Genomic DNA, 14,315 nt, shown 5'->3' with positions numbered 1-14,315 from the left:
CACGTTCACCATCCTCCGGCGGCCGCCGCAAGTACGGCCAGCACGGTTCGGCCACGTCAGCGAGGCGAGCGCACTCGCACCCGCGAACGCGACCGCGAACCGCCACCCAGACCGCTCTCTCGGCCCCTCAGCCCGAGAAGCCACCCGGCGAGCACCGTCGGCCTCCTGAACCTGAACCAGCGTTCACTGTCCCTTGACGAGCGCGGCCAGTGCGGCGGCGAACTGCCCCGGCCGCTCGACCGGCCCGAGGTGTCCGCCCGGCAGCTCCGTCAGCGGCACCCCGAGACCTGCGGCGAGCGCCGCCGCGGCGCGGTAGGGCAGTTGTCCGCGGGAGTCGATGCCGGCGACCGGGACGAGTCGCGAACCCGCGGCCTTCAGCGCGTCCGGGTCCACGTCGTTCGTCGTGAACGGGACGAGGACGTGTTCGAGGAACAGCGGCTGAAGCGCGCCGAGTGTCGCGAACAGTTCGAGGAGTTGCGGGGTCGGCGGCTCGGGGGTCGTGTCGGCGTAGCCGTCCAGCCAGTCGCCGGGGTGGCGCAGTTCGAAGTCGACGGGGGCTTCGCCGGGGGTGGTCATGGTCGCGGTCATGAGCCGGGCCGCCTCGTCCATGTCTCCGGTGCGTGCGGCCGCCCGGACTGCTTCGATGGCCTCGCGCAGGCTCGTGGCCTCCGGGAGCAGTCCGAGGACCGGCGGTTCGTGGACGACGGCGAGCCGGAGGCTCTCCGGGTGACGTGACAGCAGTTCGAGTGTCGTGATGGCGCCGGCGCTGAAGGCGAACACGGCGGGCGGCTCGTCGAAGAGTTCGTCGATGACGGCGTGGACGTCGTCGGCGTAGAGCTTCGGGTGGTGGTCGACCGGGTCGGCGCCGGGCCGTGCCGAGGCGAGGCGGCTGGACATGGCGACGACGTGGTGGTCGGCGGCCAGGTGGGCGATGACCCCGTCGAGGACACCGGCGTGGCCGGAGCCGCCGGGCACGAGGAGCAGCGGTGGGCCGTCGCCGTCTTCGCGGTAGTCGATGGTGACGCCGTCGTCGAGGGTGAGCGTTGCGGTGCGGATGGGGCCGTCCTCCTAGATTCGCGACCAGTCGGTCAGGGTGTGATGGAGCGCGTCGACCGCCCTGCGCCATGAGGTTTCGAGGCTGTGATCGGCGGTGAAACCGCCGGTGGCCTCCAGGTCGCTGAAGCCGTGGAAGGTGCTGCGCAGCAGTCGCACGGCGTCGGTGGCGGCGGGCTCGTCGAGGTCGTAGCCGCGCAGCAGCGCGTAACAGACCTCGATGATGCGGGCCACGCCCGGCGTCGCGGCCGCCGCTTCGGGCGACACCGGGAAACGCGTCGCGGCGTAACGGCCGGGGTGACCGGTCGCCATCGCGCGGTAGGCGTCGGCGAAGGCGACGAGGGCGTCGCGACCGGATCGGCCTTCGACGGCGGCGCCCAGCGACTCGGCCCACTCGGTGAGCGCGAGCAGCGCGACGCGCTCCTGGAGGTCGGCCAGTCCGCGGACGTGCGTGTAGAGGCTCGCGTCGCGGACGCCGAAGCGCTTGGCGAGTGCCGCGAGGGTCAGGTTCTCGAAGCCGATCTCGTCGGCGAGGTCGGCGGCGGCGGCGACCAGTGCGTCCGGGGTGATGCCGGCACGGGGCATGGCGCTTCCTAACATCCCTAGGTTGAACCCTAGGATACCTAGGAAACGTGGAGCGGCAAGCCCTAGGCCAGCTCCGCCGCGTAGTACAGCAGCGAACGCCGGTACCGCGTGAAATGCCCGCCCAGGGCACCCAGCGTCATCGCGAGTCCTTCGCGCTCCCGGCCGAGGTCGGCAAGCGCCAGGGCGAGGAACGCCACGACCGCGTCGTCCAGGTCGTCGCTGACCCGACCGCGCTCCTCCGTCAGCAGCGCCACCGCCCGCTCGGGATCCCCGATGTTGCGGTACGAACTCGCCAGCTGGATCACGCACTGCCGCCGCCGGGAGTCGTCCAGTCCCGCCGCGAGCGCGCGCTCGTAGAACCCGACCGCGCCCTTCTCGTCGCCGGTCGCGTCCCGCGCTCCGCCGCGCTCGAACAGCGCGACCGCGTGTTCCTCCGGCAGTTCGGCGGCGATCTCGTCGACGAGCTCGATGTAGGAGTCCTCGTCCCCGCCGGCGTAGACGTCGTCGATGCGACGTTGCCAGTCGGTGTCCACGGTGTCCACGGCGTTCTCCCTCCAGGCGCCCACCCGTCGGCGGGCGCCTGGATCATCGCTCAAGAAGATGACGGCTCGATGAGCAGCCGGGCATAATTTCGCGTCGAACGCTGATACCTGGGCAGATGCGCGGCCATGGCCGAGGCGACCATCGCCAGGCCTTCGCGCTCGCGGCCGAGGTCGGCGAGCGCGAACGCGGTCATCACCGCGACGGCGTCGTCGAGTTCGTCGGTGGTCCGTTCGCGTTCCTCGGTGAGCAGGCGCAGCGTCTCCTCGGGGCGGCCGAGGTTGCGGATCGAGCTGGCCATCTGGATCACGACGCGACGGCGGCGCACCCCGTCGAGGCCGAGGGCCAGCGCGCGGTCGTAGAGCGGCACGGCCTTGTCGGAGTGGCCGGTCGAGTCCCAGGCGCAGGCGCGTTCGAACAGCGCGATCGGGTGATCGTCGCCGAGTTCGGCGGCGTGCTCGCCGACGAGCGCGCGGAAGTCGGCGGGCTCGTGGTCGTCGATGGAGGCCCAGATCTCGTCATTGCGGGTTTCCCATGCGGTGTTCATGGGGGAAGCCTGCGCGGGGCGCTACCGTCGGGACAAGAGATTCGGCGACCGCCGAATCACCTGGAGGTCCGGCATGCCGGTGACGCTGCGGTTCACCCCCGCCGACCTGGGACGCGTCCGTTTCGCGATGTCGCCGGTGTGGGAAACCCTCGGCGCGGTCCGGCTGCTGTCGCCCGAGGAGGGCAAGGGGCCGCACGTGCCCTGGCTCGCCGCGATCCCCCGCGACGTCGACCTGCGGCCGCTGTCGATCCTGCTGCCCCGCCGCGGATACACGCCCGACTTCTGGACGCCCGCTCCCCTCGGCCCGGCGACGAGCTTCGCGATGGACCTCGCCCGCGTGCGCTTGACGTCGCCCCGGCGGGCGCGCGCCGAGATCGCCCGCGCACTGGCCGAACGCCGTGGCGCGGCGACGTCGGAGCTGGGCCGTTCGCTGCTGGACGGCGACCCCGCCGGGACCCTCGCCCGGCTGTGCGACCTGATCGCGGCGGCGTGGGAGACCATGGTCGAGCCCTACTGGCCGCGCGTGAAGGCGCTGCTCGACGCCGACCTCGCCTTCCAGTCGCGGCGCCTCGCCGAAGGCGGCATCGACGGCCTGTTCGCCGAACTGCACCCGACCCTCCGCTGGCACGACGGCGTGCTCACCCGCTCCCGGGGCGACGTCGAACACCGCGACCTCGCCGGCGAGGGCCTCGTGCTCATGCCCAGCGTGTTCCGCTGGGATCAGGTGCTCGTCATCGTCGAAGAGCCCTGGCAGCCGACGGTCGTCTACCCGGCCCGGGGCCTCGGCACCCTGTGGCACAGCGGTGGTGGCGACGCCGACCGCGCCCTCGCCCGCCTCATCGGCAGGACGCGGGCGGTCCTGCTGACGGGCTTGACCGAGCCGACCGCGACGACGACGCTCGCGCACCGCTACGCCCTCGCGGCGGGAACGGTGTCGGAGCACCTGGGGGTGTTGCGCGACGCGGGGCTGATCGCCGGGGAACGGCACCGGCACGAGGTGCGGTACCGGCGGACGGGCCTGGGCGAGGGGATCGTGGCGGGGAAGGGGTGATGTTTCACGTGAAACGGGCGGTTTCCGGCCGGTCCCAGCGCGATCCGCCCGCAAGCGCCCACGCCACGACCATCGGCCGAACCCCGTCGCCGATCATCCCGTTTCCGCACGTTGAGCGAGATGTCTCCTGGTGGCCGTGCCTATCGTGGCGATGGTGACGCTGGGGCGACGCCTCGACAGACGGGACGACCCCATGGAAACCACGCCCGGGCCCCTCGATGCCCAAGAGGACCACATCGGCCCTCAGGGACATTGGGGCTGGATCTTCCTGCTCGCCATGTTCGCCGTGCCGACTCTCGTCCTCGTCATCGGGATGTACGCCGCGAACGCGCCCGAACCGACCACGGTCGCCGCGACACCGACCTCCCCTCGCCCCACCCCCGCAGCCACCACCACCTCGCCCTCGGCTCCCATGGTCACCGTCGAGTGCGACGGACACACCGCGCGCCTGCCCATCGGCGAGAAGCCGGACTTCTCCGGAATCTGGAACGCCGAGTCGGATTACTGCGACGCCGATCGTCCCGCCGGCGTCCCCCTCACCGACCTCGAACAGAAGGCCTTCGAGAAGTCGGGCTACGACACGTCGTCCAGCGTCCAGACTCTCTACGCCGTCTGTGCCCAGGCCGACCCCGACGGCTACTACACCTCCGGCGCTCACCGCGGCTCCCCCGAGCAGGCCGCCGAAATCCGCGGCGCTCTCGTCCTCTGCCCCGACCATCCCTTCGCCGATGAGCTGAAGGCCACGGCCGAAGGTGGTGAAGAGGACGCCGAACTGGAGAAGGGCGGCCGCCTCTTCCACTCCGGAACCTTCCTCGTCGGCGAGGAGATCCAGCCCGGCACCTACGTCGTCACCGGCGACATCGAGGACTGCTACTGGGAACGTCAGGACCGCAACGGCGGAATCATCGACAACTACTTCTCCGCGAGCGCCCGTCGGGTCGAGGTCACCATCCAGGCGAGCGACTACGCCTTCTCCTCCGACGGCTGCGGCGAATGGCGTCCGGCGTGAGCGCGACCACGTGAGCGCGACCGACCGGGCCGACCGGGCCGAACCCGATCCCTGGGGCCTCCCGGCCTCCTCCCTACCATCGACCGTAGCGCCGCCCCAGGCATGAGCCGGCGAACCCGAGCAACGCTCGCTGTGGATTACTCGCCGGTTGTGGACAACGCAAGAGCGGCCGCCCCCGGCGGCCGCCGCCGCCCCAACGCAAACCGCGAGGCACTGAATCCGCAAGCTGGGTGGGACCTGGGGAGGAACGACCACACCGTGTGCGTAAATCCAGTGCCCCGCGGGGCTTGTGCTGGGGGTTCGATCTATCTCTTCATTCTGCCGCCAAGCGATCTAGCGGGCAACCGTCGAACGCTGCTGCGCGACCGTCCGAACGGCCGCCGCGCCCACACCGACCAGACAGACCGTCGCGATGAGCGCGAGCAGCCCCGTCGAACCGCTGTTGGTCACATCGCCGCCGACCGGCTCGACCGCGAATTCGCTGCCGGGCTGGCTGTTCGATCCGGCGCCGGGAGTGTTGCCGTCGACCGGGGCGGCGGGGGTGCTGCCGTCGGCGGGCGCGTTACCGCCCGCGTCGGGCGGGACGGCACCGTCGGCGGCGGGCCGGTCGGTGTCGACCTCCGGGCGGTTGCCCGTGTCCGGCGCATCGCCGGGCTTGTCGTCACCGGAACCAGAACCGGATCCCGAGCCGTTGCCGTTCCCGTCACCATCGCCGTTGTCGCCGGGCGGCTGGGTCGGGTCGACCTCGTCGGGCGGCGTCGTGCTGCCCTTGACGGTCACGGTCGCCGACTCCATCTTCTCGAACAGTCCGTGTTCGAGCATGCAGTCGGGGACCATCGCGACCTCGACGGACTTGTCGTCGAGCGTCACGACCTCCGACTCGCCCTTCGGCACGTCGACCGTGGTGGCGCCGACGTGCAGGACCGCGTTCGAACCGAGGTCGTTGGTGAAGGTCACCTTCGTGTCGGCCGGGACCTCCAGCTCGCTGGGGTCGGGCGTCGACGACGGCGCGAGCAGCCCGATCAGGCCGCAGCCACCGTCGAAGGTGATCGTCTTACCGTCGCCGGTCTCCTCTGCCGAGGCGAACGGCGTGCCCAGCAGCATCGCGCCACCGAGTCCGAGCACCGAGACCGTCATGGCGACCGCTCGCCTGCTGACTCTCCTCGACGACTTCCTGCGGTGACGCACGTGGGCCCCTTTCGCGGCTTTGCCGATGCTTAACGTCATGAGTGTCCCAAGGCGATGAGCTTCTATCCAGGTAACGATCCGGATCTTCGGCGGTGACGCGCACCGGCGAAGAAAATTCTGATGTTGGCGCGCGCCCGAATATGCCGGTTCGGGTGGCATCGCGCCAAGCTTAGACACCTCGCCCCACTTGCGAAAGACCCAAGTCCCTGGTAATCAACCCACTACGGACGCGCCCGGACCGGATAGGCTCACCCGCATGCGCATCGGGGCACACGTTGACGACGTCGATCCACTCGCCGAGGCGGCCGAACGCGAGGCCGATCTCGTCCAGTTCTTCCTGGCCGACCCGCAGGGCTGGAAGGCACCGGCGAAGCGCGAGGACGCGCAGGCGATCAGCGACTCCGACGTCGACGTGTTCATTCACGCCCCCTACGTCATCAACCTCGCCTCACTCAACAACCGCATCCGCGTCCCCAGCCGCCGCCTGCTGCTCCAGCACGCGAAGGCCGCCGCGACCGTCGGCGCCAAGGGCCTGATCGTCCACGGTGGACACGTGCGCGACGGCGAGGACATCGCCACCGGCTTCGACAACTGGCGCAAGGCCTTCGCCTACGCCGAAAAGGAAGGCGGCCTGCCGACGCCGGTCCTCATCGAGAACACCGCCGGTGGCGAGCACGCCTGCGCCCGCCGCTACGAGATGATCGCACGGCTGTGGGACGCGATCGGCGAGTACGAGCCGGGCTTCTGCCTCGACACCTGCCACGCGCACGCCGGCGGGCTCGACCTCACCGACGTCGTCGACAAGATCAAGGCCATCACCGGCCGCATCGATCTGGTGCACGCCAACGACTCCATGGACGGCTTCGACTCCGGCCGCGACCGCCACGCCAACGTCGGCCACGGTGAGATCGGCGCCGAGGCGATCGCGCACGTCATCCGCGAAGCCGACTGCCCCGCGGTGGTGGAGACCAAGGGCGGCGCCGCCAAGCAGGCCGAGGACATCCAGACCTTGCGAGAGCTTCTGAAATGAGCACCGAGACCACCCCCGACGAGACGACCGAGACCACCGAGGCGCCGTCCGACGGCACACGGCCGGACACCACGCTGCCCAGTCAGGCCTCCGAGCCGACGGTCACCGAACCGTCGCGCGGCTCGGTGATCACGGCCGAGCAGGACCTCATGGAGGCCGCCGACGCCGACCCGTGGCACAAGTTCGCGACGTCCACGGTGGACCACCACGAGGACCCGTCCGAACGCGGCCGCTGGGGACTGGTCCGGGCCAGGGCGTGGCTCGTCGCCAGGCACGAGTGGACCATCGCGGCCGTCGTCAGCGTCCTCGCCGCCGTCGCCATGACCTGGCCCGCGCTCGCCGACCCGACGCACACCGTTCCCCACGACGCGGGGGACCCGCTCGTCTCGGCGTACCTCATCGGCTGGGGCGGTCACGCGCTCTTCACCGACCCGCTCAACCTGTTCAACCTCAACGCCTTCTACGGCGAGACGCTCAGCTTCGCCTTCGGCGACACGCTGCTCGGCTTCGCGCCCGCCGGGATCATCGGTGAAGGCCAGGCCGCGGCACTGTTGCGGTACAACATCCTCTACGTGCTGTCGATCGCGCTGGTCGTCTTCGGCGCCTACGTTCTGCTGCGGCAGCTCGGATCGCGCCTCCCCGGCGCGGTCTTCGGGGCCGCCGCGATCGCCTTCGCGCCCTGGCGCATGGCGCAGGCCGGGCACCTCCAGGTCATCGCCGTCGGCGGGATCCTGCTCTCGCTGGCGATGCTCGCCAAAGGCCACGGATGGTCGATGCGCAACGGATACCGGCCGCGCCGCACCCGCTGGGGCTGGGTCGCGGCCGGGTGGGGCGTGGCGACGTGGCAGATCACCTTGAGCTTCGGCATGGGCGTGCCCTTCGGGTACCTCCTCGCCGGAATCGTCGTCGTCGCCGCGATCGGCTGGCTGCTCGCGAAACGTCCGAGGATCCCGAAGTGGGTCCTGCTCACCGACGGGATCGGCGCGTTCGTGTTCGCCGGCGCGGCCGTCGGCCTGTCGATTCCGTACTTCCGGGTCGTGGACCAGTACCCCTACGCCGCAACGGATCTGGACCTCGCCGACCGCTTCTCGCCGTCGTGGCTGAGTTTCATCACCGCGCCCGCCGAGTCGTGGATCTGGGGCGGACTGCACGCCCCCGCGCGCGACGCGATGTACTGGCCGGCCGAGACGACGCTGCTGGTCGGCTTCGCACTGCTGGGGCTGGGACTCGCCGGTTTCGTGTACTCGTCGTGGACACGGCGGCAGCGCTGGTGGCTGGCGATCGGGCTGGTCGTGTCGGTCGTGCTGACGATGGGCACGAACTTCCTCGACGACGGCGACTGGGCTTACGGCGCGCTGCACCGTTTCCTGCCCGGCTTCGGGGCGCTGCGGGTCAGCGGACGGCTCGTGCTGTACGTGACGATCGTGCTCGCGATCCTCGCCGCCGGAACGATCACGCGCCTCGGCGACCGCCTGCACGACATGGCCGTCGAGCGGCGCATCGACCCGCGTGAACCGGTCCACCGGCCCATTCTGGCGAGGCTGGCGCTGTTCCTGCCCGTCGCCCTGGTGGTCCTCGAAGGCATCAGCGTGGCGGCGCACCCGACGGTGCCGACGGCACCGGCCGCGCTCATCAGCGCCCAGGGCCCGATGCTCGTGCTGCCCGCCTCCCGCGCCGACGACGCCCAGACGATGCTGTGGTCGACGCAGGGCTTCCCCCAGCTCGCCAACGGCACGGCGACCTTCGTGCCGCGGACTCAGGACCGGATCTTCGACGTGGCGGTGTCGTTCCCACAGGCGAACGCCGTCTCCGCACTGCGCGCGCTGGGCGTCAAGACCGTTGTGGTGCAACGGAACAAGATCGCCGGGACATCATGGCAGCACGTGCTGGACTTTCCGCCGACCGATCCGAGCGTGTCGGTGAACGACTTGGGCGAGGTCGTGGTCTTCACGATCGGGTAAGGCCCCGGGTGCGTTGTCCACAACCCGCGAGTTGTCCACAGCCTCGCCGCACGCGCCCTGCACACCCACGCCCGGTGCCCATCTACAGTCAGAAGTGGGAGGCGGCATGGGCGGCCCCGCGTATCCGATCCAGCACCTCGGCCCCCCGCGTCCCCCGCTCCGCCGAGTACACCACGACGCACTGATCGGCCTCCGGCACCAGCAGCACGTCCCCGTCGAGATCCACCGGTCCGTACTCCGGATGCCGGATCGTCGCCGTCACCGGCCGTCGGCGTCCACCCCGGCCCGTCCGCCAGAGTTCGTCGAAACGTTCGCTGCCCGACCGCAGTTCGGCGACCAGCGCGGCGAGCTCGGGATCCCTCGGGTAGCGCGCCTGCGCGGCCCGCAGGCATCCCACGCAGTGCGCCGCCGAGGCCTCGTCCTCCTCGGGATCGAGCGAACCGGCGAGCCCGCCGCCGAGGAACCGCCCCCGAATGATGTTGCGCTCGCGCGGCGGCATGGCCGCGAAATCGCCGAGAAGCGTTGCGGCCAACACGTTCTGGGCCAGTACGTCCGACGCGGCCGACAACACCAGCGCCGGCATGCCGGTCATCCGGTCGAGGATCCTGCGCACACTCGGCCGCACCGTCCTCGGCACGAAACCGGCCGTCGGCGGTTCGCTGCCCGCCAGGCGGTACAACAGATCCCGGTCGTCGTCGCCCATCCGCAGCGCCCGCGACAACGCCGCGAGCACCTGCTCGGAAGGCTTCGGCGCCCGCGCCTGCTCCAGCCGGACGACGTACTCGACGCTCACCCCCGCCAGCCGCGCGACCTCTTCGCGTCGCAGGCCCGGCACCTGCCGTCGCCGGCGGTGGGGGAGCCCGACGTCGTCGGGATCGACGCGGGCGCGGGCATTGCGCAGTACGGTCGCCAGTTCGGTGCGGTCCACGTGATCAAGTCTGCCTCGCGCTCGCCTGGTACCGGTGGTACCTGGGCGGGCCTCCCGAACGCGATCATGCTCGGCCCATGGCAGAAACGATCGCCCTCGTCACGGGGGCAAACAAGGGTCTTGGCCGCGAGACCGTCCGGCGGCTGGCCGCCGAAGGCTGGACCGTCCTCCTCGGCGCCCGCGACAGGGCGCGCGGTGAGCAGGCCGCCGCCGAACTCGGCCGGGGCGTCGTCTTCGTCGAGTTGGACGTGACCTCCGAGGACTCGGTCGCCGCCGCCGCGCGAACGGTCGCCGACCGCTTCGGCCGTCTCGACGTCCTCGTCAACAACGCCGGTGTCGGAGCACCGCCGACAATCCCGGAGGACACCACGGCCGACGAGTTGCGCGCCGTCTTCGACGTGAACGTGCTCGGCCCGGTCCGCGTCACCCGGGCGTTCCTTCCCTTGCTGCGCAAGGGAACCGACCCGCGCGTCGTCATGGTGTCGAGCGGCATGGGCTCCATCGCGGTCTACGCCGATCCGCGACTCGCCGCCCTGGCCCCGCCGATGCTCGCCTATCCCGCGTCGAAGGCGGCGCTGAACATGCTCACCGCGCAGTACGCCCGTGGGCTCGACGGGATCCGCGTCAACGCCGTCGATCCCGGCTACACCGCGACCGACCTGACCGGCGGTGCCGGGTTCCAGACTCTCGAAGAGGGCACGGATGCGATCATCCGGCTGGCGTCGATCGGCGCCGACGGCCCGACGGGCGGGTTCTTCGACCGGAATGGAGACGTGGCGTGGTGAAGACCGGGAGGGTGCTGTCGATCGGGCTGCGCCCGAGTGCCATCGACTTCTCGAAGTACGCCGATCTCACCGAGGAGATCCTGACCGCGCGCATCGAGGCCGGGGAGGCCACGATCCGTGCCGCGGGCATCGATCTGGTGCCCTGCCAGGTGCCGGCGGATCCCGACGAGGCCGGGGCGCGGGTGCGCGCGGAGACGGGCCCGTTCGCGGTCGCGATGATCGGCGCGGGCGTCCGGATGGCCGGTGAGCACACGCTGTTGTTCGAGCGCCTGGTGAACGTGCTCATCGACGCTCACCCCGGGCTTCCCCTGTGCTTCAACACATCGCCGGAGTCGACGATCGACGCGCTGCGGCGCTGGGTCTAGGCGGTCTTGAGCGGCGGGAGCAGAGAGTCTCCCTTGTAGACGGAGTCTTCGTCGTCGTCGGTGGCGTAACCGGCGACGACGTCGAGCTCCGGCCGCCACAGTTCGCGGATGATCTGTCCACAAAGGATGGCCAGAGTAATGATCCGGCCGAGCGAGGCCACGATGAACACCCACTCGGGGAAGGCGAAGCCGCCCCCGGCGTTGATGAGTTCGCCGTAGAAGGCGAGGAAGTAGCCCAGTTCGGCGGCCTGCCAGGCCAGGAACGCGCCCCACTTGGGCCGCGCCAGCACCACCAGCGGGATCAGCCACAGCACGTACTGCTGCGACCAGACCTTGCCGGTCAGCAGGAACGCCGCCAGGACGAGGAACAGCAGCTGCGCCAGGCGCGGCTTGCGCGGCGCGAAGGCGACCATCACGGCGATCCCGACGCAGGCCACGACGAACAGCAGCAGGTAGGCGGAGTTGAGGAACTCGCGCTGGTCGAGCAGGTGCGTGCCCTCCGACGGTGTCAGGAAGCGCAGCACGTACCAGATCGTGCCCCAGTCGATGGGCCGCTCGGAGTTGAGCTGGAAGAAGCGCTTCCAGCTGTCGGTCCACAGCAGGGCGACGGGCGCGTTGACCATGACCCAGGTCAGCAGCGCCGTGCCGAGCGTCATCATCGTCTCGGCGTAGCGTCTCGATCGCCACGCCAGCAACAGCATCGGCCCGGCGAACAGCAGGGGATAGAACTTCGCCGCCACCGCCAGCCCGAGCAGGATCCCGGCCCACACGAAGTGCTTGCGCCCGAAGGCGAGCAGGAAGAACGTGGCCAGGGAGACGGCGAGCAGGTCCCAGTTGACGGTCGCGGTGTAGATGATGGCGGGAGCCGCCGCGAGCATCATCGCGTCCCAGGGCCGCCGACGTCGCAGGGCCCAGATCGCCGCCACGGTACCGATTCCGAGGAGGGACAAGACGATGGCGTTGAGGTCGAAGAAGGTGCGCGCCTGGTCGAGGGCGGCGTTGTTCTGGCCCATCCAGTGGACGGGAAGCCCGAGCGCGCCCATGAAGACACCGGTGAGGACCGGGTACTCGACGGGGTGGTCGCGGTAGGGGACGGCGCCGTTGGAGAGGTTCTCGGCGTAATAGAGGGCGACGACGTCGGTGTAGCAGTACTGCTTGTACTGGCTGTTGTCCTCCCATGCGCCGTCGCGGCACGGCGACTTCTGCAGGAAGGAGAACGCGAAGCCGATGATGGCGACGAACAGCACGACGCGCAGGACCGTCCAGAACCGGCGGCGGGGCGGGCGCACGGAATGCTCGCCCGCCGGGCCGCCGATGACCTCGGAGAGTTCGCGGACGACCGGATCGGTGTCGGACGGGGCGGCCTGGACGGGCGTCATGGTGGCTTATCTTGCCATGCCGCCCCGGCGTCAGTCCTTCTTGCGGCGGCGGAGCAGCAGGCCGACGATCCAGCCCGCCGCGAAGGTCACGATCAAGGTGATCCACATGGGCATGGACACCTTGGCGATCCACAGCTGGACGGTGGCGGTCCGCGTGTTGGCGAAGATGAACCACAGCGCGAGGCCGACGATGACGACGCCGACGACGATGCGCGTGATGGAGACGCCGCCCTTCGTGGAGGCGGAGTGCGAATCTGCGGCCATGGTTCCCCCGTCGCTGCGCCGGGGGATCGGCCCCGGCCGATTCGAGTTCCTGGGGGCATTGTCTCCCGCGACGGGGATGATTGCGGGCTTATAGGCATAAAGAGGTCCGGCAGGGTACCCCGGACGACCAGGTTAGTGATTACTCACTAACCTGGGTTCATGTCGATCACCAAACCCCGCCGCCGCATCCTCATCGCCGTACTCGCACCCGTCCTCGTCCTCATCGCCGCCGCCGCGCCCCTGGCCTACCTGACGTTCCTGCGCTCCCCCGAGCACACCCCCGGCGACTTCCTCGCCGACGACCGCGGCGACAAGCCCGTCGTCCTCGTCGCCGGCGCCAGCTCCGTCCACGGCATCGGCTCGGCCGACTTCGTCTCCGTCCTGCGCGAACGCATGGGGGAGGAGCGCACCTTCGTCAACGCCGGCCACAACGGCGACACCGCCGCCGACCTCCTCGCCCGCGCCGACGAACTCGTCGCCGTACGACCCGACCACGCCGCGATCCTCGTCGGCACCAACAACGTCCTCGCCGCCGAAACCGACGAGGAGACCGCCCTGTCGGACTACCGCACCGACCTCCAGGCCCTCGCCGCACGACTCGACACCGAAACCGGCGCCCAGCTCGCCTTCTACTCCCTGCAACCCCTCGGCGAAGACCTCGACGACGACGGCAACCGCCGCCTCGCCCGCTTCAACCAGGTCATCACCGAGGTCGCCGCCTCCGTCGGCGCCGCATACCTGCCCCTCAACGAAACCCTCACCGCGACCATCCGCGCCGAAGGCGGTTCGCAGCCCTGCGGCTTCTCTCTCGGCGCCGCGGCGCTCGCCGGAGCGCGCCACTACTACCTCGGCCAGAGCTGGGACGAGGTCGGCCGGGCGAACGGCTACACCGTCCTCACCGACGGCGTGCACCTCAACGACCGCGGCGCCTCCGCCGCCGCCGACCTCGCCGAGCACTGGCTGCGCGGGAGGTAAAGGGACGCCGCCCGGCGCGCAGTCGACCGACTCGAACGGTCCCGAACCCTGGCCACGGGTACGACGAATTCGCCCGCCGCAAAACGTGAGACTCGCCTGGTAGATGGATGCGCGTTTGGCGTAGCGGGTGGCCAGGTCGCGCCACTGCTTCAGGCGGTTGAAGCAGCGTTCGACGACGTTGCGTTGCTTGTAAGCATGCTTGTCGAAGCCTGGTGGCCGCCCGCCGCGTGAGCCCTTCGCCGCGCGGCGGGTGACCTGATCCGAGCGTTCGGGAATCACGTGCCTGATACCGCGACGGCGCAGCCAAGCGCGGGTGGAATCGTGTGCATAGCCCCTGTCGGCCAAAAGCAGATCGGGTCGCCGTCTGGGCCACCAGGGCTTCCCCGTCGGGACCGCGATCGCCTCCAGGAGCGGGAACAGCATCGGATTGTCCCCGGCCTGACCAGGAGTCAACAGGATCGACAAGGGCCGACCACGCACGTCCAAGCGGCATCGGTCAACTCACCACGACGCACCACAACACCATTGCGGACACAACAACATGATCACCAGGACACGCACTAGTACTACAGCTGTGGTTTGTGATGTTGTGGGTGTCTTCGCTGGTAGTGGCTGCGTTGTGCGCGGGTTTGGTGTCGGCGTCGCCAGTGCCAGG

Annotated in this window: 15 protein-coding genes and 1 pseudogene; 7 read left to right on the top strand and 9 right to left on the bottom strand. The window is 70.2% G+C overall.

From position 1 onward, the window contains the following. Window positions 1-183: 183 nt before the first annotated feature. The 4 genes from HNR73_RS38140 to HNR73_RS38125 form a co-directional block, all read right to left on the bottom strand. Window positions 184-984, bottom strand: coding sequence for an alpha/beta fold hydrolase (locus HNR73_RS38140; protein ID WP_260337716.1), 801 nt, complete (start codon window positions 982-984; stop codon window positions 184-186). 84 nt (window positions 985-1,068) lie between these two features. Continuing rightward, entirely contained in the window at window positions 1,069-1,638 is a 570-nt protein-coding gene (locus HNR73_RS38135) for a TetR-like C-terminal domain-containing protein (protein WP_184792962.1), read from the bottom strand. A 62-nt stretch (window positions 1,639-1,700) separates the two neighbouring features. Then, window positions 1,701-2,180, bottom strand: a complete 480-nt coding sequence (locus HNR73_RS38130; protein WP_184792961.1) for a tetratricopeptide repeat protein — start codon at window positions 2,178-2,180, stop codon at window positions 1,701-1,703. A 50-nt stretch (window positions 2,181-2,230) separates the two neighbouring features. Beyond that, a complete protein-coding gene (locus HNR73_RS38125; protein WP_184792960.1) occupies window positions 2,231-2,725 on the bottom strand; it encodes a tetratricopeptide repeat protein in 495 nt (164 codons plus the stop codon). A gap of 73 nt (window positions 2,726-2,798) precedes the next feature. Here HNR73_RS38125 and HNR73_RS38120 point away from each other — a divergent pair, with 73 nt between their 5' ends. Together HNR73_RS38120 and HNR73_RS38115 are read left to right on the top strand one after the other, a co-directional pair. Then, complete coding sequence (locus tag HNR73_RS38120) at window positions 2,799-3,776, top strand: ArsR/SmtB family transcription factor (protein WP_184792959.1); 978 nt, start codon at window positions 2,799-2,801, stop codon at window positions 3,774-3,776. A gap of 193 nt (window positions 3,777-3,969) precedes the next feature. Beyond that, window positions 3,970-4,785: an Rv1352/Rv1906c domain-containing protein gene (locus HNR73_RS38115; RefSeq protein WP_184792958.1), complete on the top strand. Its 816-nt coding sequence runs from the start codon at window positions 3,970-3,972 to the stop codon at window positions 4,783-4,785. 333 nt (window positions 4,786-5,118) lie between these two features. On the opposite strand, the gene HNR73_RS38110 is transcribed toward HNR73_RS38115, so the two are convergent. Then, window positions 5,119-5,973 carry a hypothetical protein gene (locus HNR73_RS38110; protein ID WP_184792957.1) on the bottom strand — a complete coding sequence of 285 codons (855 nt, stop codon included), beginning with the start codon at window positions 5,971-5,973 and terminating at the stop codon, window positions 5,119-5,121. A gap of 256 nt (window positions 5,974-6,229) precedes the next feature. On the opposite strand from HNR73_RS38110, the gene HNR73_RS38105 reads away from it, so the two are divergent. Both HNR73_RS38105 and HNR73_RS38100 read left to right on the top strand, forming a co-directional pair. After that, window positions 6,230-7,003, top strand: a complete 774-nt coding sequence (locus tag HNR73_RS38105) for a deoxyribonuclease IV (RefSeq protein ID WP_184792956.1) — start codon at window positions 6,230-6,232, stop codon at window positions 7,001-7,003. After that, a complete protein-coding gene (locus tag HNR73_RS38100) occupies window positions 7,000-8,964 on the top strand; it encodes a putative glycosyltransferase family protein (protein WP_184792955.1) in 1,965 nt (654 codons plus the stop codon). The genes HNR73_RS38105 and HNR73_RS38100 overlap by 4 nt, the downstream gene beginning before the upstream one ends. An 88-nt stretch (window positions 8,965-9,052) precedes the next feature. Here the strand turns inward: HNR73_RS38100 and HNR73_RS38095 are convergent, their stop codons facing one another. Then, the gene (locus tag HNR73_RS38095; RefSeq protein ID WP_184792954.1) at window positions 9,053-9,892 is read right to left on the bottom strand and encodes a helix-turn-helix transcriptional regulator; all 840 of its coding nucleotides are present in this window, start codon (window positions 9,890-9,892) and stop codon (window positions 9,053-9,055) included. A gap of 77 nt (window positions 9,893-9,969) precedes the next feature. Between HNR73_RS38095 and HNR73_RS38090 the strand changes: the two genes are divergently transcribed. Both HNR73_RS38090 and HNR73_RS38085 read left to right on the top strand, forming a co-directional pair. Further along, the gene (locus HNR73_RS38090; protein ID WP_184792953.1) at window positions 9,970-10,677 is read left to right on the top strand and encodes an SDR family oxidoreductase; all 708 of its coding nucleotides are present in this window, start codon (window positions 9,970-9,972) and stop codon (window positions 10,675-10,677) included. Beyond that, window positions 10,671-11,042 (top strand): hypothetical protein, encoded by a 372-nt coding sequence (locus HNR73_RS38085; RefSeq protein WP_184792952.1) that lies wholly within the window; start codon window positions 10,671-10,673, stop codon window positions 11,040-11,042. The genes HNR73_RS38090 and HNR73_RS38085 overlap by 7 nt, the downstream gene beginning before the upstream one ends. On the opposite strand, the gene HNR73_RS38080 is transcribed toward HNR73_RS38085, so the two are convergent. Both HNR73_RS38080 and HNR73_RS38075 read right to left on the bottom strand, forming a co-directional pair. Next, entirely contained in the window at window positions 11,039-12,421 is a 1,383-nt protein-coding gene (locus HNR73_RS38080) for a glycosyltransferase family 87 protein (protein ID WP_184792951.1), read from the bottom strand. The genes HNR73_RS38085 and HNR73_RS38080 overlap by 4 nt on opposite strands. 30 nt (window positions 12,422-12,451) lie before the next feature. Further along, window positions 12,452-12,685: a lipopolysaccharide assembly protein LapA domain-containing protein gene (locus tag HNR73_RS38075; RefSeq protein WP_184792950.1), complete on the bottom strand. Its 234-nt coding sequence runs from the start codon at window positions 12,683-12,685 to the stop codon at window positions 12,452-12,454. 159 nt (window positions 12,686-12,844) lie between these two features. Between HNR73_RS38075 and HNR73_RS38070 the strand changes: the two genes are divergently transcribed. Beyond that, window positions 12,845-13,660 (top strand): SGNH/GDSL hydrolase family protein, encoded by an 816-nt coding sequence (locus tag HNR73_RS38070; RefSeq protein ID WP_184792949.1) that lies wholly within the window; start codon window positions 12,845-12,847, stop codon window positions 13,658-13,660. Window positions 13,661-13,747: 87 nt separating this feature from the next. Here HNR73_RS38070 and HNR73_RS38065 read toward each other — a convergent pair. Further along, window positions 13,748-14,146: pseudogene (locus tag HNR73_RS38065) on the bottom strand (IS5 family transposase); the annotation flags it as partial. Window positions 14,147-14,315 lie beyond the last annotated feature (169 nt).

The sequence above is a fragment of the Phytomonospora endophytica genome (genome assembly GCF_014202425.1).
Lineage (GTDB): Bacteria > Actinomycetota > Actinomycetes > Mycobacteriales > Micromonosporaceae > Phytomonospora > Phytomonospora endophytica.
Note: the sequence above shows the minus strand (reverse complement) of the source record. Positions and strands in the feature narration are given on the sequence as shown.

Coding starts and splice junctions, on each gene's coding strand:
- HNR73_RS38075 (WP_184792950.1), bottom strand. CDS start 12,685: ATGGCCGCAGATTCGCACTCCGCCTCCACGAAGGGCGGCGTCTCCATC.
- HNR73_RS38120 (WP_184792959.1), top strand. CDS start 2,799: ATGCCGGTGACGCTGCGGTTCACCCCCGCCGACCTGGGACGCGTCCGT.
- HNR73_RS38070 (WP_184792949.1), top strand. CDS start 12,845: ATGTCGATCACCAAACCCCGCCGCCGCATCCTCATCGCCGTACTCGCA.
- HNR73_RS38125 (WP_184792960.1), bottom strand. CDS start 2,725: ATGAACACCGCATGGGAAACCCGCAATGACGAGATCTGGGCCTCCATC.
- HNR73_RS38080 (WP_184792951.1), bottom strand. CDS start 12,421: ATGACGCCCGTCCAGGCCGCCCCGTCCGACACCGATCCGGTCGTCCGC.
- HNR73_RS38115 (WP_184792958.1), top strand. CDS start 3,970: ATGGAAACCACGCCCGGGCCCCTCGATGCCCAAGAGGACCACATCGGC.
- HNR73_RS38100 (WP_184792955.1), top strand. CDS start 7,000: ATGAGCACCGAGACCACCCCCGACGAGACGACCGAGACCACCGAGGCG.
- HNR73_RS38135 (WP_184792962.1), bottom strand. CDS start 1,638: ATGCCCCGTGCCGGCATCACCCCGGACGCACTGGTCGCCGCCGCCGCC.
- HNR73_RS38105 (WP_184792956.1), top strand. CDS start 6,230: ATGCGCATCGGGGCACACGTTGACGACGTCGATCCACTCGCCGAGGCG.
- HNR73_RS38090 (WP_184792953.1), top strand. CDS start 9,970: ATGGCAGAAACGATCGCCCTCGTCACGGGGGCAAACAAGGGTCTTGGC.